At 48.8% G+C, this 20,364-nt stretch carries 17 protein-coding genes; 1 reads left to right on the forward strand and 16 read right to left on the reverse strand.

Features of this window, described 5'->3' with window-relative positions:
• Nucleotides 1-5 precede the first annotated feature (5 nt).
• The 3 genes from AC58QO_RS17245 to AC58QO_RS17255 form a co-directional block, all read right to left on the reverse strand.
• On the reverse strand, nt 6-1,265 hold the full coding sequence (locus AC58QO_RS17245; RefSeq protein WP_497267620.1) for a DUF445 domain-containing protein: 1,260 nt from the start codon (nt 1,263-1,265) through the stop codon (nt 6-8).
• A gap of 470 nt (nt 1,266-1,735) precedes the next feature.
• Nucleotides 1,736-2,404, reverse strand: coding sequence for an HD domain-containing protein (locus AC58QO_RS17250; RefSeq protein WP_497267622.1), 669 nt, complete (start codon nt 2,402-2,404; stop codon nt 1,736-1,738).
• Nucleotides 2,401-3,435, reverse strand: a complete 1,035-nt coding sequence (locus tag AC58QO_RS17255) for a TrmB family transcriptional regulator (RefSeq protein WP_497267623.1) — start codon at nt 3,433-3,435, stop codon at nt 2,401-2,403. Before AC58QO_RS17255 ends, AC58QO_RS17250 begins: the two co-directional genes overlap by 4 nt.
• A 196-nt stretch (nt 3,436-3,631) precedes the next feature.
• On the opposite strand from AC58QO_RS17255, the gene AC58QO_RS17260 reads away from it, so the two are divergent.
• Nucleotides 3,632-4,084 carry a flavodoxin gene (locus tag AC58QO_RS17260; protein WP_497267625.1) on the forward strand — a complete coding sequence of 151 codons (453 nt, stop codon included), beginning with the start codon at nt 3,632-3,634 and terminating at the stop codon, nt 4,082-4,084.
• Nucleotides 4,085-5,053: 969 nt separating this feature from the next.
• Here the strand turns inward: AC58QO_RS17260 and AC58QO_RS17265 are convergent.
• The 13 genes from AC58QO_RS17265 to AC58QO_RS17325 all read right to left on the reverse strand — a co-directional run bounded on the left by AC58QO_RS17265 (nt 5,054) and on the right by AC58QO_RS17325 (nt 20,116).
• Nucleotides 5,054-5,740 (reverse strand): MgtC/SapB family protein, encoded by a 687-nt coding sequence (locus AC58QO_RS17265; RefSeq protein ID WP_497267626.1) that lies wholly within the window; start codon nt 5,738-5,740, stop codon nt 5,054-5,056.
• Nucleotides 5,741-5,874: 134 nt separating this feature from the next.
• On the reverse strand, nt 5,875-6,564 hold the full coding sequence (locus AC58QO_RS17270) for a response regulator transcription factor (protein WP_497267628.1): 690 nt from the start codon (nt 6,562-6,564) through the stop codon (nt 5,875-5,877).
• Complete coding sequence (locus tag AC58QO_RS17275) at nt 6,561-8,036, reverse strand: sensor histidine kinase (RefSeq protein WP_497267629.1); 1,476 nt, start codon at nt 8,034-8,036, stop codon at nt 6,561-6,563. Before AC58QO_RS17275 ends, AC58QO_RS17270 begins: the two co-directional genes overlap by 4 nt.
• Nucleotides 8,037-8,041: 5 nt before the next feature.
• Entirely contained in the window at nt 8,042-8,794 is a 753-nt protein-coding gene (locus tag AC58QO_RS17280) for a DUF2705 family protein (RefSeq protein ID WP_497267631.1), read from the reverse strand.
• Nucleotides 8,787-9,524, reverse strand: a complete 738-nt coding sequence (locus tag AC58QO_RS17285; RefSeq protein ID WP_497267633.1) for an ABC transporter ATP-binding protein — start codon at nt 9,522-9,524, stop codon at nt 8,787-8,789. Before AC58QO_RS17285 ends, AC58QO_RS17280 begins: the two co-directional genes overlap by 8 nt.
• Nucleotides 9,525-9,605: 81 nt before the next feature.
• A complete protein-coding gene (locus AC58QO_RS17290; protein WP_497267635.1) occupies nt 9,606-10,541 on the reverse strand; it encodes a hypothetical protein in 936 nt (311 codons plus the stop codon).
• A 637-nt stretch (nt 10,542-11,178) separates the two neighbouring features.
• Entirely contained in the window at nt 11,179-12,339 is a 1,161-nt protein-coding gene (locus AC58QO_RS17295) for a Ger(x)C family spore germination protein (protein WP_497267637.1), read from the reverse strand.
• Nucleotides 12,336-13,787, reverse strand: coding sequence for a spore germination protein (locus AC58QO_RS17300; protein WP_497267639.1), 1,452 nt, complete (start codon nt 13,785-13,787; stop codon nt 12,336-12,338). The genes AC58QO_RS17295 and AC58QO_RS17300 overlap by 4 nt, the downstream gene beginning before the upstream one ends.
• The gene (locus AC58QO_RS17305; RefSeq protein ID WP_497267641.1) at nt 13,787-14,878 is read right to left on the reverse strand and encodes a GerAB/ArcD/ProY family transporter; all 1,092 of its coding nucleotides are present in this window, start codon (nt 14,876-14,878) and stop codon (nt 13,787-13,789) included. The genes AC58QO_RS17300 and AC58QO_RS17305 overlap by 1 nt, the downstream gene beginning before the upstream one ends.
• 309 nt (nt 14,879-15,187) lie before the next feature.
• Nucleotides 15,188-17,512: an RNA polymerase recycling motor HelD gene (gene helD / locus AC58QO_RS17310; RefSeq protein WP_497267643.1), complete on the reverse strand. Its 2,325-nt coding sequence runs from the start codon at nt 17,510-17,512 to the stop codon at nt 15,188-15,190.
• A 35-nt stretch (nt 17,513-17,547) separates the two neighbouring features.
• Nucleotides 17,548-18,519, reverse strand: coding sequence for an ABC transporter ATP-binding protein (locus tag AC58QO_RS17315; RefSeq protein WP_497267645.1), 972 nt, complete (start codon nt 18,517-18,519; stop codon nt 17,548-17,550).
• A 32-nt stretch (nt 18,520-18,551) separates the two neighbouring features.
• A complete protein-coding gene (locus AC58QO_RS17320) occupies nt 18,552-19,343 on the reverse strand; it encodes an ABC transporter permease (protein WP_497267647.1) in 792 nt (263 codons plus the stop codon).
• Nucleotides 19,340-20,116 carry an ABC transporter permease gene (locus AC58QO_RS17325; RefSeq protein ID WP_497267649.1) on the reverse strand — a complete coding sequence of 259 codons (777 nt, stop codon included), beginning with the start codon at nt 20,114-20,116 and terminating at the stop codon, nt 19,340-19,342. The genes AC58QO_RS17320 and AC58QO_RS17325 overlap by 4 nt, the downstream gene beginning before the upstream one ends.
• Nucleotides 20,117-20,364: the final 248 nt, after the last annotated feature.

Here is a 20,364-nt window from a genome sequence, read left to right on the forward strand (position 1 = left end):
TACTGCTAGAATAGCATTTTCAAGCCTGCTAAGCCCAGACCGATGATAAATCCACAAATCGCTCCGTTTACTCGAATCCATTGCAAATCGCTGCCGATCTTCTCTTCCATCAAAACCGTTAACTTCTCGTTGTCGAGTTTGTCTAGGTTTTCTTTCACGAGTTGACCGATTTTACTGTGATTTTGTTCCACATAAGAGGCGATCTGCTCTTGAATCCAGTCCTCTCCACGATGCAGCATGTCGGGATTCTCGCGGATGGCAAACAGCATTTTGCGAATAATCGGCACCACATGCTGAGGGACAAAGTCTGGCTCATCGATGAAGGCTTCTGCCTTCTCTTTTAATTTGGTGAGCATCAGTGTTAGCTTCTCATCGAGGTCAAATAGTTCAGGAAGCTTGGTTTTCAGTGACTCTAGCTCCGCTAGAAGCTGTGGATTGCGTTCTAGCTTATGAAGCTCGCTCCGGATAAAAGTGAGAACGGCTTCTCTCTTCGGATGCTTGTTCATGCGCATTTGATCGATATAAGACAGCACGAAATTCTGAATGATCCCGCCGATTTTCTCCTCGTTCACCATCCCGATAAACGCATTCACGGCAAACGCCATGAAGCCATTGGACTGCAAGCCTTCGAACGCCTTGATGGCCATTGCCCCTAATTGATCGCGCGTATCTGCTTTGATTACCCAAGCTGCTGCTTTATCGAGGACAAAATCCAGGGTTTTGCCGTCGTAGCCGCCTTCCGTGATACTATCCACGATGGTGCGCACGAGACGACTCGTGTCAACGTCTTGGAGCGCTTTATGAATTTCCTCCGCGAGGAGAGGCGTTAATTTCTCAAGGTCAATGGCGTTTAACGCTTGCTTGGCAAGCGCTGTGAGGCCTTTGTGCAGGGACGTATTGTCCAACTGCTTGTCTGCAATCTCAAGACCACGCTCCAAGAACTTAATTTGTTCCAGCCGCGCCCGAATGGTTTCTTTGGAGAGCAGCTCATTCTGCACAGTGGAAACGAGCGCCTTCGTGATCTTCTCCCGGTTGTTCGGCAGCAGCGCTGTGTGCGGGATTGGAATGCCAAGCGGATGACGGAACAACGCGCTGACTGCGAACCAGTCGGCCAAGCCGCCGACAACGCCCGCTTCGAAGCCTCCTTGCAGGAACGTCCCCCATACTGTCGAGGAAACTGCCGTTGGCAGCGTAGCTAGGAAGCCCGCACCCATAACGCCAAGTGAAACCGTTGCTATATACTTTGCTTCTTTTTTCTTTGTCATTGTCGTAAACATCTCTTTCCGCGTGAGGTTGATGAATCATTCTTTCTATTTTATCACAAATTGGAAAGAAACGTGGCAGGGGTGTTGGCGGGGAGAGCGGAGACTGCCACTATGCTCGCAGGGATGTTGTACGATGTACAACATTATTGGGGGGAAAACACAAATGTTAGCCTCTATGTTGCACTTTGTGCAACATTATGAGCTGTTTTGGTCGGATTTTGGGCTGCTCGCCCTCATAATGTTGTAAGGAATACAACATCACAAATTGCTAGCTACTTCTCACTCGCGCCTAATTCAACAGTTGCATTATTTCGCCTCAGTTCCTCTTCTTTGTTTCAAACTAGCCTAATTACTCCCCCTCCATTGCAAAAATAACTGGAGGTAATCCAGTTATTCCACAGGTCTGAGGACTAACAGCGTGAGAACCACAAAAAAAGAGAGCCCCCAGGCTCTCTTCCCAACAACCAATCTTATCGCTCGCCTTCCCACTCGGCATAAAACTGCTGCAGATACAGCTCCATGAAGCGATGCCGCTCCTCCGCGAGCTCCCTCGCGTAGGCCGTATTCATAAGCTCCTTCAGCTTGAGGAGCTTCTCGTAAAAGTGATTAATCGCGGTGTCATTGCCCCCGCGATATTCCTTCTCCGTCATGTGCTCGCGCGCGATGACGGAAGGATCATGAATCGGGCGGCCTTTCCAGCCCGAATAGGCAAACACGCGCGAGATGCCCACCGCGCCAATCGCATCCAACCGGTCGGCATCCTGCACGACCTGGCCTTCCAGCGTGCGCATCGGCGGCCGCGCGCCGCCCTTGAAAGACATCGTGCTGATAATTTCCAGCACGTGCTCCACCTGCGCCGCCGGCGTGCCGCTGGCGGCAAGCCAAGCCTCCAGCTCGCGCTGTGCCGCAGCTGGGTCGGCGTTCAGCTTCTCGTCGACGACGTCGTGAAGCAGCGCCGCAAGCTCGCAGACGAAGCGGTCAGCGCCCTCTTGGGCGGCAATGCGCTTCGTCGTCTGCACCACGCGATAAATATGCCACCAATCGTGGCCGCTGCTATCGCGCTCCAGCTTTTCCTTCACGAGCGCTTCCGCCGCGAGTAGTATCCGCTCTTGATCTTCTACATGCTCATGCTGGATCATTTCTTTTTCTTCCTCTTTCCTTGTCCTGACTTCCCTTGGTCAAATGTTCCTTCTCCAGACTTTCCTTCGCTTAACTTACTTTCGCCACTCGATTCGCGCAACTTCCCTGACTCAAGCTTCTCTTCGCCGAGCTTCTCCTCACCAGATACACCCTCGTCGTGACTTCCCAGCTCTCCCGCGATCTCATTCTCAGCATGGAGCTTAAGCGAAATTATTTTTCCCTCATCCACTTTCTTCGACTCAGGCACTTTGCCATCTATATGTTTCTGTATGATTTTCTTGAAATTTCTACCATATTTATCCTCGAGCTTCGCGCCCATATCCTGCCCAAGCTCATGCAGCACGACACTACTGCAGAAATGGTTATACAGCAGTTCCACCATCGCAGGATGTTCCGTTAACATCGCAAGTGTTGGATCATTACCGCCACGTGTGCCAACGATCGCCAAACTACGATCAATGAGCATCGCAAACTTCCGACCCTCTTGACCCTTCAAGCCCTCGCTTCGTTTACGCGCAAAAGGATAAAAACCAGCCCCCGCTTCGCGCGTCGGCATGACGATGACACGCACGCCTTGCGTTGTCACCGTGCGAATGTCCTCCTTCAGCAGCTTGGCTTCCTCAGGGGACAGATCACAGAACACTTCTTCCTTCGCTTTTTTTAGCTCCGAGCGAACACGCTCAATAACCTTGGCGTCGCCTTCCAAGCTGAAGTACTCCGTCCGATGCGCTTCTTGCTTCGGCAGATGCTCTTTCACATAGCGGATCGAGGCTTGCAGCTCCGCTTCCATTCGCTCGCCTATCTCCTCGATCGGCACGCTTTGATACACGGTGGGCTCACCGTGACTCGTGAGCACTGCGCCCTTTTCCGCAAGCTTTTGCAAAGCTGCGTACACGTTCGAGCGTGATACGCCAAGCCCCTTGGCGATTTCGTAGCCAGTTTGCGTGCCGCTTATGGCAAGCACGTGCAGACACTTGGCTTCCAGATCCGTGAAGCCCAGATTTTTCAAATGCTGTAGAACATTCTCCATGGCGCAGCCCCCTTCCTATCCCTATTGTAGCACGTTCTCTGGCCTAGTCGTATCGGGTTACAGTACGAACATTTTAAATTTATTGTTGACAATGATAATCATTATCAACTAATATGATGGGAGTTAATGGATGGGATGCAGGATGCACCATCTACCGCATGTTCCGCTACATCACATATCTTTTAGGAGGTCCACCATGTCCAAAATTATTATCGTATACGCAAGCATGTCAGGAAATACAGAAGAACTCGCCGAGGCGATTGCAGCCGGTATTCAAGAGGCGGGGGTCGAGCCTGTTCTCAAAAACGTCATGGATGCTAACGCCAATGAGCTCGAGAACTATGATGGTATTCTACTCGGGGCTTACACGTGGGGAGATGGCGATTTACCTGATGAGTACGAAGATTTCTACGAGGAAATGGATGATCTGAATCTAGAAGGACGCAAGTTCGGCGTATTCGGTTCTGCTGACTCCTCCTACACGTATTTTGGCAAGGCAGTGGATACACTCGAAGAGAAATTAGCCGAAATCGGCGGGGAAAAAGTATTTGATGGCTTCAAGGTTGAGCTTAATCCGTCCAAGGATGAGAAACAACAATGCCATGAGCTAGGTATCAAATTCGCAGCAGCTCTTGGCGTTTCAGCCTAAATAAAATAGCCGCTAGCGTGCGTCAGCCGGCGGGAACCCTTGCCTTGCGCACATTTTTTGTGCGCTAGCGTGCCACGGCCGACTGAAACCCTTGCCTTGCGCACATTTTTTGTGCGCTAGCGTGCCACGGCCGGCGGGAACCTTTGCCTTGCGCACATTTTTTGTGCGCTAGCGTGCCACCGCCGACTGAAACCCTTGCCTTGCGCACATTTCTTGTGCGCTAGCGTGCCACGGCCGGCGGGTACTCTTACCTTGCGCACATTTTTTGTGCGCTAACGTGCCACGACCGGCGGGAACCCTTGCCTTGCGCACATTTTTTGTGCGCTAGCGTGCCACCGCCGACGGGAACCTTTGCCTTGCGCACATTTTTTGTGCGCTAGCGTGCCACCGCCGACTGAAACCTTTGCCTTGCGCACATTTTTTGTGCGCTAACGTGCGTCTGCCGACGGAACCCTTGCCTTGCGCACATTTCTTGTGCGCTAGCGTGCCACCGCCGACTGAAACCCTTGCCTTGCGCACATTTTTTGTGCGCTAGCGTGCCACGGCCGGCGGGAACCCTTGCCTTGCGCACATTTTTTGTGCGCTAGCGTGCGACGGCCAGCGGGAACGATTGCCTTGCGCACATTTTTTGTGCGCTAGCGTGCGACGGCCGACGGGAACCCTTGCCTTGCGCACATTTTTTGTGCGCTAGCGTGCCACGGCCGGCGGGAACCCTTGCCTTGCGCACATTTTTTGTGCGCTAGCGTGCCACCGCCGACTGAAACCCTTGCCTTGCGCACATTTTTTGTGCGCTAGCGTGCCACGGCCAGCGGGAACTCTTACCTTGCGCACATTTTTTGTGCGCTAGCGTGCCACGGCCAGCGGGAACGATTGCCTTAGCACATTTTTTGTGCGCTAGCGTGCCACGGCCGGCGTACTATGTAAACAAAAGACCGGAAAGCAGCCCTAGGGCCACGATCCGGTCTCTCTTCACAACGTTTCTACTTCGGCGATCTCGATATACGCTATACTCTTCATCTCATCAAACACTTCAGAAGCGTATTTGCGATCAACGTATACGATGAAATTCAGCTCCTGCAGTTCTTGATTCAACTCTTTGATGTGGACGCTTTTCATTTTGTACCCTTTGGCAATAATCTCTTTGATGATCGCCGTTAAATTCCCATCATGAGATACGATCAGACGCACGCGCAGATCTTTCATGATGAGCGGTCTAGGGCCCATTTTTTTAATAAAATAAGGCAAAACAATTACGCTAACGAGAATCAGCAGAAGTCCGAAAAAAGCTTCAACGTAGAAACCCGCGCCAACCGCAATCCCAAGCCCCGCAGCCCCCCAGATCATCGCAGCCGTCGTCAACCCGATAATGACATCATTGTGCTTGCGCAGAATGACACCTGCTCCGAGGAAACCGATTCCGCTCACAACTTGCGCCGCCAACCTCATCGGATCCATCACATGTAAACCAGCAACAGCATACTTATTCGCAGATTCGATGGACACGATGGTCAACAAGCAGCTGCTTAGGCAAATGACAAGCGAGGTCTTAAGTCCAAGCGGTTTATTCCTAATTTCACGTTCCAAACCAATAATTAATCCAAAGATAGCCGAAATCCCTAATTTCATTAAAATATGCAGATCCACAGTAAATTCCATCGTCGATGACTCCTCTAGTTAAGTAACCTTTACAATATCTTAACAAAGTGACGAAGTAAATAACCATTTTGATCAAACGGAAGCGAACAACCAAAAAGCCTGAGATGAGTTAGGCAACTCCCCCAAGCTTCTTATTAGATTCGGAAACGATAGCCCGCTCCCCATATGGTTTCAATATATTGTGGATTGGATGGGTCCTGCTCCACTTTCTCTCGCAGTTTGCGGATATGTACGGTCACAGTCGCAATTTCACCCATAGCATCCATGCCCCACAAAAGGTCAAACAGCTGTTCCTTGCTGTATACCCGGTTCGGATTCATCGCGAGATGGGTCAGCAGATCGAATTCTTTGGTCGTGAACATGACCTCTTTGTCATTCACGAACACGCGCCTCGCTGTTTTATCAATCATCAAGCCGCGAATGCGAACCTCATCGTTCTTCGACTCGCGACGCCCCATTAACCGTTCATATCGGGCCAGATGTGCTTTCACCCTAGCTACCAGCTCACTGGGGCTAAACGGCTTGATCATGTAATCGTCAGCGCCAAGACCTAGACCGCGTATCTTGTCTATGTCTTCTTTTTTCGCCGAAACCATGACGATTGGAATGTCCTTCACACTGCGAATACGCCGGCATATTTCAAAGCCATCCATAATCGGGAGCATAAGGTCGAGTATCACGAGATCATACTCAATCGTCAGTGCTCGCTCTAGTCCACGCTCGCCGCTCGTCTCTATATCCACTTCGTACCCATTAATCTCTAAATAATCCCGCTCTAGCTCGGCAATGCTTTGTTCATCTTCTACGATCAAAATCCGACTCATGCTTCACTTCCCTTCCCCTGATAAAGTGGTAAGGCCATAAACACAGTAGTGCCAAGCCCGAGCACGCTCGTTGCGCCAATGCGCCCGCTATGCTCCTCAATGATTTGCTTCGCAATCGCGAGCCCTAGCCCGCTGCCTCCTGTTGCCGTATTGCGTGATGGATCTGCGCGATAGAAACGGTCGAAGATATGCGGAAGCGCCTCCTCTGAGATGCCCTGACCGTTATCCTTGATTTGAATAACTGCGAAATCGCCTTGCGTCATCACACTTAACGTGATCTGGCAGTTGCCCTCTTCACTGTATTTGACTGCATTCTCTATAATGTTCAGAAGCACGCGTCTAAGCTTATCACGATCTGCTGTTACCAGTATCGGTGCCTGTGGCAGATCCGAAAGTGTAAACTGAACCCCTTTTTTCTCCATATCAAATTGTAATTCCTGCGCACAATCCTGCACGTAATTTCCTAGATCGACGGTTTCAAATTGAAAGGGAACCTTCCCCAGATCCAGCTTGGAAAATAGAAACAGCTCATCAATCAGCCGATCCATATCCGCCGCTTTGTTATAAATGGTGCGAATATACTTGTCTAGCTTATCCGGCGAATTCGAAACGCCATCCATGATGCCTTCGACATAGCCTTTGATCGCGGTGACTGGCGTTTTTAAATCATGGGAAATATTCGAAATGAGCTCCTTACGATTCTCCTCATATTGGAGCTGAAGCTCCACGGATTTCTTGAGCTTGCGGCGCATTTCTTCAAAAGCGACACTCAGTTCGCCAAGTTCATCATTCCCGTGTGGAACAATCTCAAAATCCAGATTCCCTTCTTTAATCTCCTCTGTTGCACGTTTGAGTGCTCGTAGTGGCCGAATAATGCTACGCGAAACAAAGTAAGTCAGCACGCCATTGGTAGCGATGAGGATGAACAAGAACGTTAAGAAAACAGATTTGGAGAACTGGTGCAAATATTTCTGAAAAGGACCTCCGTCCAAGAATACAAACACGGTACCTTTACTTTTATCGGAAAATAAGAAATCCTGCTGTCTAGTTATCCACAGGGAACCTTGATTGCGCTGGAACTTCCCTGAGGATGTGCCGAATGCCGGCAGCTTCGCGGTGTCCCCCGCCTCACCCTGCTTAATATAAGGAGAGATATAGGTGATGGCTTGATCCTTACGGATAATCAGCCCCATATTGATTTTGTGAAAACGCTGCTCCAAATCCTTCACGAACACCTCATCCAGAAAGGCATCCGGATCGGTATCCGTCTTCGCCTTCATATAGGCGACATTCTCCAACTCCTGGTCGACAACTCTCTTGATCGGATTGCCGTGCGAGAAGTCCACTTCGAAGCCAGATTTCAAGCTCCCGAAAGTGGCGATGCTGATCAGAATGACGGCTAGCCCAAAAAGCACAAGCGGTACAAGCAGCATGGCAATATAGGATAGGACTAGCCGTACGCGAATCGACATCGGGTTCAGAGCTCCTTTTTATCGAACAAATAGTAACCTGCTGTAAAAAATAGTATACTGCACGCTGTCAAAAACATAAAGATCGACATAATCTTGCTCGTCACCATCGAACCGCCAACCCAAAGCATATGCCAATCCATATAAGCTGTAGGTGAGTAAGTCGCAATCTGTGGCAAGAAGAAGGCTGCTACCTTAAAAGCTAGATACAAGAGAATGCTCACTGTTAACGCAGAGCTGCTGCTGGAGAAAAACTGCGCTAAGCATACCGCTGCGATACTTAGTACGAGAAGAGGTACGAAGGCAGCGCCGTAAGCCAGAAGCCAATTGGCGAGTGTTCCTAAGCCTCCGAAGTGTTGAAATAGGAAAGCCGAGAGCACCGATGCGATGAGGGCTACGGCCAAATAGAGTGCAATGTAGATGGCGAGCGCTAGTTGTTTGGATGCGAACACTTTGAAGCGGGAGAGTGGCCGAGTCAGGATGTTTTTCATTGTACGGTCCCCCATCTCACCAGAGAACACATCCGCAGCCCCCATGAACACGAACAAAGGCAGGAAGATACTCGTGAACAAACCAAGCATGACGATAGGGAAATCCTTTGCGGCGATCGCGCCAATGCCGATACCATCCTGAAACCTCGAAAGCAAGATGCCTGCAAAGATCGGGAGCAGCAAGGTTACGGCTAGGAAGAAGATGGTTTTCTTTTTGTAGGCAAGTTTCAGCGTCTCATTCCAGACGTTAGCTGTTAAAATGCTAGGCATGCGCGGCAAGCCCCCTGACTTCTTGTATTTCACGCAGGTAAGCCGCTTCCAGAGATGCGCTGCCTTTGATCAAATCGGAAACGAGTCCCTCACGGACGAGCTTGCCTTGATGTATGATGCCAATGCGATTGCACATCAGCTCCATCTCGTGGATGAGGTGAGAGGAGATTAAGAACGTGATCCGTTCCTCTCTCGCTAACCGCAGGATAATTTCCCGAATGTGAACCATGCCCTCGATATCGAGACCGTTCGTCGGCTCATCGAGAATGAGAAGTTCCGGCTTAGCCAGCATCGCGGCCGCTAGTCCAAGCCTTTGCTTCATGCCCAGCGAGTAACCCGCTACCTTTTCATGCTGAAAAGGGGTTAAGTCTACGATTTCCAGTACTTCGTCTATACGCTGCTTGCTCACTTCTGGGTACAATCGCGCTGCTTGCTCCAAATTCCTTCTGCCGCTCATGTAGGTATACGCTTCTGCGGTTTCGATCAAAACGCCAACCTTCGCCATCGCTAGCTCATACTGCGTTTTCACGCTGTAGCCGAACAGCTTTACCTCACCCTGCTGCGCCTGAGATAGGCCAGTCATGATCTTCATGACGGTTGTTTTCCCCGCTCCATTCGGCCCAAAAAAGCCGTAAATATCACCGCGCTGCACGGTCATATTCACATGATGGATGCCGCGCAGGTTATTAAATATTTTCGTCACATTGTTCAGTTCAACGACGTGCTTCACACTGTTTCCGCCCTTCAAAAGGAAATGAGGAGGTCAACCGAGGTTGACGGCTCCTCTTTGGTGATTCTTAGTTCTTAGTTCTTAGTGCTTGTCGCCCCAGTTTTTGTGGCCCGACATTTCATCAAATTTCACGTTCTCCACTTGCTTGCCGCTCAAATCCACAGTATCAGGTAGTGTTGAGTTCAAGCTTGAGAGTGTCATGTCAATGCGCAGCACAACATCATGCTCGGCACCTTGTGCATCTTTACCGGACAAATGAATTTGTGCAGACTGGCTCGTAATGTGATCATCGCTATCCACGCTGGCATTCACTTCCACTTCATCCATCGAGATGTCGGAAGATAGCTGTGGCAGGCTGTTTCTTAGTGTCGCGAGGTCAATCCCCAGCGTGTTGGCCTTGGCTGGCACTGGCTCATCTTTGGCCATTGCACCATGTTTAATGACGAGTGAACCCACGGTGTTCACAACCGGAGAGATTTGGCTGCCAGAGAGCTTAAAATGAATCTCTTTGCCGTTCCCAGCTGCTTCGTCCATCGTGACATAATTTTTCAGGTTGCCGACTAGGGTATCCACGACATTTTCCACTTCGCTGATGGTTTGTGGGTCTGGGGTATGATTGCCTTTGTTATGTCCTTTGAACTTATCTGGCTTTGCGTCACCTTCAATGACTTTGTATACGTCTGAATCGGCTGTTTTGATAATTTGCTTGCCGTCTTGGCTGTAGAATTGGATCGTTTGCTGTTCATTAGTGCCACTTACTACATTCACTTGTGCGCTTCCAGCGTGATCGGCTCCGCCGGTTTTAATCGTCGATTTCACTTGGAGCAAGGAAGCTCCATTGTCCTGTAAAGATACATTGACTTGGCGCGTTACATTCTTGATTGTCGCTGTTTGTTTCACGGCTGATTTGAAAGCTTCGTATCCGGGAGCTTCGCCCACACCTGCATATACAGAGGTCACTAGCATCATGCTGCCTACCGCTACACCTAATCCCAACATCGCTAACTTCTTATTCATCTCGTCCTGCCTCCGCGTAATTCATACGCTTTCTCTAATTTGGCTGCGCTACTTGCGCTTCCATATTGACTATCTTAGCCCTCAAGAGTTAATTGCCCCTAAAGCGCCTATTAACATGGCCTAAAACAATTCTTAAATTTTTCTAAACTGTGGGTGGGAGGGGTTCGGGTTCGGGTGGAGACTTAGCTGGTTGGCGGGTTGGACGAGGGATAGTGTGGTAGGAAGTAGCTATGGTTGGGCTGTTGGTCACGCACCAATCCAAAAATTTGAGGTTATCGGTTACAGATCAGGAGTTTACATCCCTAACGGACATCATGGACGTTATTTCTGCCTGAATAGCTCTTTTCGGAGATTAACGGACACCAAAGCCGTTATTTTCACTTTAAACGCCTATTGATGACTGAATTTCGACGAATAGTGACGTCTGTGTTCGTTAGCGTTTCAAAAACCTAGAATACAAACAATTAGAGCCTTCTATGTCCGTTAGACAGGGGTTAGGTTGCAAAGCTAACACCACAACCAAATCAACTGGAGTGCGTGGCGCGTGGCAGCGTGCGGTCTAGAGGTTGCTGATAACTCAAATCAAAAAAGCCGCCCCCTGATCTTCTTAGCATCAGTAGGCAGCCAATTTATCTTGCTAATATTGTTTCGTTTTCTCATTCATTTTGAGCATCCCAGAGTGGAGGACTAACACCTTCACCGAGATGTTGCCGAGTTCATAGTCAGTTAGCGGCTTCTCACCATAATTGGTTAGTTTGGCCCATGCTTTGAAATCATCTCTATACAACACATGCTCCAAAGCGAATATATCAATTCCTCGGCTTTTTCCAAGCTTAAAAGTCTGCTCAACTTCCTCCGTTATTTGTTTGGATATTATTTTTCCCAACTCAATCTCATCAATTTCATCAAATATTTCAGTAACGGCAGATGGTGCTTTAATCTCAATATCGAAAATGGATTGCTCTCCATTCACTCGTACCTTGATATGAGCCTTCGGTCTAATGGTCACGTTTTGAGCTGCCTTACCTTCCCTATATACAACCATTGGGGTACGACTCGTATGTTTATTCAACCATCTTGCACCATTTAATTGATTTTCGGAAAACCATTCCAAATCATGTTGTTTGTTCAGTGAATAAGCGCCATTCACTCTTAGTTTTGAATCTGGTTTTTGATTTTTCTTCCATACCTCTTTTTCGATGTCCAACGAGGGGAGCATCACAGTATATCCAGGCTCCCGTATGCGGGAAACCAGTCCAAACAAGCGATATGGGTTAATGTAAGAGCGTTGACGATAGTTATCTACCGGTTGCATTAATATTGAGCTCATCGGCGAGACATTGAAGAACGGGATAACGGAGAAAATGGATTCAATAGACTCGTCCGTGCTATACACCCATTGCGTAAATCTTGTTTCACTGTAACGTATGGCTCCGTCTGTAAATTTGCTAATGCCCTGATCTAATGCATCTTTAGAAAACAAATAGGCGCCGACATGTCCCCAAAAAACGCGCTGCTGAGACGTACGATAAAGCTTACTGAACGCTTCACTAACGGTTGCTGCTTCTTCTTTACCTACCCAAATCAAAGGCGGTTGCGACGACTGACCACCCTCTTGTTTCGCCACGCTGGCGAAATCCAACATTTGGCCATATACAATGTATTTCCCATCTTTAAAATCAAAACCTATCGCAGTCATGTAGTTCGTATCTTGAATCGTTTTCAAATCCCAACAGCCCGTTAGGCTAATTAACAATACTGTGCTCACTGCCAATTTGACCAAAGCTGTTTTCATCATGACGGTTCACTACCTTGCCTAGTATCATCCTGCGTCTTAAGTTCCCGGGGCCTTAGCTTAAGCTTTTTCCAAGCCTTAGTAAATAAGGACGTGATCACTTCCCCAAAGAGTGGCGGTGAAAGCGGTGTGAGATAAGGCACGCCAAATGACTCAAGCGTCGACATAAAAAGAACTAGTCCCATGAGGGAAATCATGAATCCGTATATACCGAACATGGTGGAGATCAACAGAATGACAATTCGTAAAACCGTAATAGTACCTGCAAGAGATTGATTGACAAGTGTATACATTGAAATCGTGGATAACGCAGTAACCACCAAGGTAGTGGGACTTGTAATCCCGGAGCGTATTGCCGCGTCCCCAACAATTAATCCACCAACAACGGTGACCGTTTGTCCAACCACTTTGGGCAAACGAGCGCCCGCTTCCCGGAACAATTCAAATAACATCAGCATGATAATAAAATCCATAGGACCTGATAAAGGTAAGCCTAATCGTGAAGAGGAAATTGTGGCTACGAGTTGATATGGAATTTGGTCCAAATTAAAGCTGGAAACCGAAATCCATAAGCCGGGCAGCAATATAGAAATGAGCAAACCAACCATTCTTAGCAATCTCTCGAATGCAACATAATAGAAGGGATTATGAACATCTTCGGGTGAATTTAGAATATAGGTTAAGGTAACTGGTGCAACGAGAACCATCGGCGATCCATCCACGATAATCGCAAATCGACCGCGAAGTAAGCTATCAGCTACAAAATCAGGTCTGCCTGTATAATTCAGAAGAGGGAAGATCGAATAGGTTCGCCCAGATAAGGCATCCTCGAGCTGCGCGCTGCTTAGAACTGCATCGACATCAATCGATTGCAGTCGGTCTCTTGCTTCTTGAATGATCGACTCATTGATGACATCGCCGAGATACAGTAAGGCAACTGTCGTGTTGCTTTTTCGTCCCAATTGTATCTTTTCACAGCATAAGCTCGGTGTGGCCAATCGTTTACGAACTAAAGCAATATTCATGATCACATCTTCCGTAAATCCATCACGTGGACCTTTAATCGAAGTTTCCGTACTAGATTCCTCTGGTGAACGGTTCGGAGGTGCGGCAATATCCAGTGAATATAAAGCTTGGGTATTTTCAAAAAATAAAATCAATCGTCCCGCATACACAGCTAATTTCATATCATCTATGACGCGATTACCGGTGAACTTGACCAATTGCAGCATCGTACTCAGATCAAGAGCGTTTTGATTTTGATAATAGTCACTATCTATAAAAGCCTGCAGCTTAGGCAGTACGAGCCCATCGATCGCTTCAGTACGTACCATTCCCTCGCAATACAACATCGTAACATGCTGAACCATTCCCCCCTGCTTGACAGGGTATGTTTTCAAAATTACGTCGTCCGAAAGAGCAAACCATTCACGGAAATCTTGCTCATTCACTAGGCATCTTTCTCCTTTCGCCTTATTGGCAGCGTCGCAACTACAAGCAGGAACAACAGCAGTAATAAGCCGACAACAAACATATACGAATAGTAATAGTTTTGCAGCCATAGCACCATTTGGTTGTCCGATATGGGAAACATGCATAGTCCTAGCAGACCTAAGCTAACACAAGCCATGATCTTGGTTCTAGTCGATTTCTTCCGAACTCTCATCATATCCACACTAATGAACATCAATATCGAGGTACGCATGCAAGAGCCTGAAATCCATTGGAAAATGGATAAGAAGTCCAAATGGGAAATATATTTCCCAAGTGTGACCATTCGCCATTGTTCAAAGGCAGGGTACCTTAAATCCGCTGCTTCGAAGGGACCAAATATGGCAATAGCCCCGGTTAGAGGACCAATGGTAAGCCCAATTACACAAGTAGTTAGAATGAGTAAGGCTCGCAAACGAATAGGTGTCCGGACATGGTGCTGCATGATGAGAACACTCAATATTTCAAAAGAAGCGCTGCAGGTCAATAACATACTAGTGATTGTGGGACCATAGCCATGTGTAAAAAGCGGTGTGAGCAGCGTGTAATCCTTATATTGAAAATTAGCACCCATAACAAAGTAACCAAGAACAACAACAGTTGGTAATAAGATGCCCGCAGTAATCGCAATCGCTTTAATTCCTTCTTTTGCTGCAAAAAAACAGAATATCATAAACATCAATACAATTAATAATGGTGGAGTTCTTGGCAAATAAGTGATGTGTGTCCACATGGTTACATCTCTGATGGTAACGATGGCATGTGTAAAACAGATTAGAATAATGGCAACTTGAACAAGATACGCACCCCATTTCCCCACTCTCATTCTGATCCAGTCGATTAAGTCGCCCTGCTTCGATCGTCGCACCAGGAAATAAATAAGACAGGTCCAAAAGAGCATTGGCACGATAGCCAACGAGGCCCCTACCCAAGAATCCCTCTTCCCGAAGTGTAACAACACAGGGATAAGCAAGACGTGATTCGTAATCGCGATTGAAATAATCACGATCGTATATAATTGAAGTGCAGTAATCTGTTTCTTTACAAGCATAAGGTTCTCCCTCTTTGGTATGAGGTGGCCATACAATACAGTTACCGTTAAGTTCTCCCGCATCTGGAAAATTATGCGTAAACACGCAACAAAGCCGCCTTCCTAAGATCGGAAGACGGCTCATACAGCCAATAGCTATATTAGAATGTTGCCAATATGATAACCAACAAAATGTACAATACCAGAACAACTGCTGTGCTGGAGTATCCAACGTTAGACATGGTTAGTTCCCCCTTCCGCCTGCTAAACCTGATCTTGTTTGCTCCATGTATACTATGTTAGGCAGGGCGAATGGGTATGGACGTATGTCTAGTTATGTGGAAGAAAAGGGGTTAATTCACCTAGATAACAGACATCAAGGTGATGGAGTGCCCGGGTGCAAGCCGTGTAAAACAGCTTGCGTTCCTTCGCCTCCGCGTAGACAGCTGCTCCGGCGTCGTAGAGAATGACCGCGTCGAACTCGAGCCCTTTGGCGAGGTACGCCGGCAGGATCATCACGCCTGCTTCGTAGTGCAGCGTATCTTTGCTGATCCGCGCGAGCTCCGGCAGCAGCGGCTTCAAGCGCCCGTGAGCAGACTCCGTCTCGCGCTCGGTCTTGCAAATAATCGCGACGGAGCTTGCGCCGCCATCGCGCCTCATGGCCGCCGCCTCTGCGACGAGGCGGATCAGCTCTTGCTCGCTAGCCGCGCGCAGCAGGCGCGGCTCATCGCCGCTGCGGCTGAACGGTTCCACCGGTTCGCCGCCCGGCAGTACCTGACACGCGAACTCCGTGATTTCGCGTGTCGAGCGGTAACTCTTGACGAGACGTATCGTCTCCGTCTCGTCTTCCCCCATCAGCTCGCTGATCGAGCTGTAGCCTTGCTCTTGCTGTGCAGCGCTGGCGCCGGCACTTGCACCTACGAGCTCGCTCACGTTCGCGTTCGCGTGCGTGAAGATCCCTTGATTCCAATCGCCCAACAGCGTGAAGCGGGCGCGTGGAAACAGCTTTTTCAAATACGCATAATGGAACGGTGAATAATCCTGCGCTTCATCGACAAGACAATAGCGAATCGTGCCCACGCGCAGCTGGCCCTCGACAAGCCCCTTGAGATACACAAGCGGAGTTGCATCCTCATAGCGCAGATGACCTTGCGTGAGCGCCTCCATTGTTATTTCACTTATTGTCGCCCAGTCTTCTGGCAGAGGCTGACCAGCAAGCTTCACAAGCTCTTGCTGTAAGCTCGTATCCGTAAATAGGTCTATGTACATGCCGAGTACATCCACATAGGCCAATTTTTGCGCTTTTTCCCTGAGCGGCGTGATGGCTTTGTGCGCTTTGACACGGCTCATTTTCTTCATCTCAGGCTCTGTGCCCATATACTTCGGCTCCCGCACAAGCTTACGATAGAACCGCTTCTGCACATCCGCTTGAAACACGTCCAGCCTTTCCAATATCCACTCCGACAACTGCTCCATTCGCTCTCCGATAGCAAGAATGGAGGGCTTGCCATAGAAACGCTCACTCAGTTCAGCCCCCGTGATCAGCACCTTCTTGCCCACAGCTAAATCAACGAATCGGATCCCGTCCTGCTTCAGCTTATCCCCGTAAGCTTCAATCACAGCTAGGAAAGCCTCAGAGGTCTTGTAGGTAATGCTCTGCAATCTTGCTGCATATCCAGGATCCTGATCCGTACCCGTCAAAATAAACTCCAGCTGATCATACGGATCCTCCAGCTTCAGCCCTGTATCTGTTAATTTATGCGTCAGATAATCCTGAAAGGTCGTTTGCTGCATAGTCGCTTCCCCCAACTCCGGCAGGACGCGTGATACATAATCGCTGAACAGTGAATTCGGCGAAAAGAGAATCATGTTATCGGCGCTAAGCGTCGTCCGATACTTGTAGAGGAGATACGCGATGCGCTGCAGCGCGACGGACGTCTTGCCGCTGCCTGCGGCGCCTTGGACGACCAGCACCTTGTGGTGATCATCGCGGATGATCTGATTCTGCTCACGCTGTATCGTCGTGACGATGGAACTCATCTTCTCATCCGCACTGCGGCTGAGCATCTTCTGCAGCATCTCATCACCGATCGAGATACCTGTATCGAACACATCCTGCAGCTCGCCAGCCTTGATGATGTATTGACGCTTGAGCCAGAGCTCACCGCTGACATCCATCTCTGGTGTCCGATAGGTCGCCGGGCCTGGCGGATAGTCATAGAACAAGCTAGCTATCGGCGCACGCCAATCGTAGATGAGGATCTCATCGGTTTTACTATCGATAAAGGAAGTTAAACCAATATAGATTTTCTCCCGCTCCTGCTCACCCTTCTCTTGAAAATCAATACGGCTAAAATATGGCGCATCAACAACACGCTCCAGCTTACGCAGTGCATCCTGCGCCAGTCGGTAGCTGCGTTCTTGCCCTTGCAGCACATGCTCCTGCTGAGCCATACTCGCTGCCGTTTCAATCAAATCATCGTCATTGTCCGCGTTGACGGAGATATCGTCCCAGAAGCTGCGACCAATGGCCGTCGCTTCCGATCTGCGGTCATCCACCGTTTGGCGCAGCTCGATAATACGCTCTTTAATCTTCGCTCGCACCACAGAGACGCGCTGCGCTTCCTTCTCTCGTTCCTCATTCCCTATCGCCATGGCTTCATTCCACTCCCAAGTGATTTCTGTATATGTTAAAGGTACACGTTTTGAATCACTTCTTCAAATTCCGGTTCTTCCATATGGACATCGTCCATATCGCCCCAGCCGCTCACAATGCGCAGCACATCCATCGCTTTGAGCTCTTGTCGATTGCAGGCAATCGTCAGGAGATTGGCTTCTTGTTCGACCACGCGGAAGGGCAAGTCCCAGCTCTCCGGCACTTGAATTTCACCGCGATAGGTTACCTTCATCATCGTCGGTAATCCAATGCGTTCTCTTAGCTTGTCTATGGAACCATCATAACCAATTTGCCCATGATTAATGACGATGACCCTTGGACATAGCTGTTCAATATCGTCCATATCATGTGTCGTAAGCAAGATCGTCTTCCCGAAATCCCGATTCAGGGTTTGCAGGAACCCGCGAATATTTCGTTTGGCAACGACATCCAAGCCAATCGTAGGCTCATCCAGGAATAAAATATCCGGATCATGCAGCATCGAAGCCGCCAAATCCGCACGCATTCGCTGACCAAGGGAAAGCTTACGAACCGGAGTATCCAGAATTTCTTTTAAATCCAGCAACTCGGTCAATTCGCCCAGTCTACGGCGCGCCGCAGCTTCCTCCACGCGATACATCGCAATGAGGATTTCGTAGGAGTCCTTCACAGGAAGATCCCACCACAGCTGACTTCGCTGTCCAAAAACAACACCAAGCTGCCTAACTACCTGCTTCCGTTGTTTCTGCGGGCTGCATCCATGGATCAGAACCTCACCAGAGGTGGGGTGCAGGATGCCTGTGAGCATTTTGATCGTTGTCGACTTGCCCGCCCCATTAGGTCCAATATACCCGACGAACTCGCCGGTTTCAATCTCGAAGCTTACATCGCGCACAGCTTCTTTTTCTTTGTATGCCCTAGAAAAAAGGGTCCGAATCCCCGAGAACTTCCCTTCTTGGATGACGGGGGATTGAAAGGTTTTGCGAAGATGTCTAACCGTTATCATGGCTTGCTTGCCCTCCCTTTTTGTACATCGAATTAACTGCCTGTGCTTTGATATCGCGAAAGTCCTAGCTTCCAGAATCGCATGGCTAGCCACAGGACGGCTGTGGAGACTGCCAACGTGCCTAGCAGAAGCCCGACTCCTCCTTGATGTCTAAGCACATAGAGAGCAGGAATATAATTGACGAAACCAACCGGAACGAGTACTAATAGCGCACCTTGCAGCCATTTGGGATAAATATGCAGTGGATAACGTGCGGCGGTATGGGAGGCATCCTCGGTCATGTTTTGCAGAAACTCGATGCGTGTGAGCCAAAATCCTGCTGCCGCCGTCGCAAGCCCAATCGCGAATAAAATGACAGCGCCTGTGAGGATGATGAAACCGGTCAATGGGATGGCGATCCACCCGATTTGCCCGCTAGCTAAAAGCGCTTTCATCGAGATGATTAATAAGATCAATCCTTGTCCGATCTCGGCAAATTGAATCCGCGAATTTTGGGTCATCAGGGCAATCAGCACAGGAACTGGTCGAATTAGAATCCCATCCAAATCACCCGAGACGAGATACTTCTCGAGATGATGTACATCAGAGGCGAGTGTTCGATAGATCGCTTTGGAAATCATGATGACCCCGTACAAGTAACCCACCTCATATAATGTCCAGCCCTTGATATTGCCGAATTTCATCATCACCAACGCGACCATTAGGAATTCGGAGATTTGAATAAATGACGCCATAAGGGTCGAAAAAACAAAATTAAACTTATACTGCATGCGGCTTCGCAAACTAGCTTTAATAAGCAGCATAAACAATCGAATGGAGATCATCCGCCCTGCACCTCCAGCTTCCTTCGAACCCATTGGGTAACAACGAGGCAGACACAAGTAAACCCGATGCTCCATAGGAGAGCGCCGAGCGTGGCAGTTCCGTGTTCAAGTCCCAAGTAGATGCGTGTTGGATAGTAGAGTAGATAAGGATAGGGTGTGTACGAACTAATGGTCTGGAGCCAGCTTGGCAGCCATTCCACGGGGATAAAGAAGCCGGAAAGCAGCATGGCGAATGAATAATTGACCCAGTAAAACCACTGCGATTCTGTTGTCCATAGAGCGGCAACGCCGATTAAATAATTCATACAGATGGATATATAGGAGGCCATTATTAACGCGAGTGCTGTCCAACCGTATGTGGAAGCGTGCTTTGGAAGCTGTAAGGAGAAGATGAACATGTAGAGGACATAAATCGGAATGCTTTTATATAAAAATTGATACCACACCTGGCCCCATTCACGACTCATCGCCTGATAAAACAGATGCACCGGCCGCATCAGATCGACCGCTATTTGACCCGTTCGAACCGCTTGCTCGAGTCCAAGCCCTTTCGTCGTAAATTGTGTAATCCATAGTATCGCTTGATTAAAAGCAATATAACTCACGATTCCATGGGCACCGTATTCGCCGAGTGATGTGTCGTTGCCAAGTCCCATCCAGATGCTGGCATAGATGAAGCCAAACACCGCGCTTACTGCGTTATGCAGCAAATGTGAGCCACGGTATTGCAAGTTTCTTGCGTACGCCTTGCGCGCTAGAACCGCGAAAAGCATAAAACACCTCCTGTTTTGTCGTTCAAGATCGGTTAGCCTTTTCGTTTCGTTGTCGTGCAGTCGCCGCGTAGAGACGGAATCTCATATTACCAAAATAACCCTGCCCCTGGCAACAGTTATTTCTGGACTGCTTTGGGGACTTAATTACCTGTAATAAATACAGCTAATTCGCGGCGTTTGGCCCTGAAATATGAAATAGATGGAGAATGTACCAAGTAGGTATTTTGCTGAAAATAGATAGTCCCTTG

It is taken from the genome of Paenibacillus sp. J31R30 (assembly GCF_059692115.1).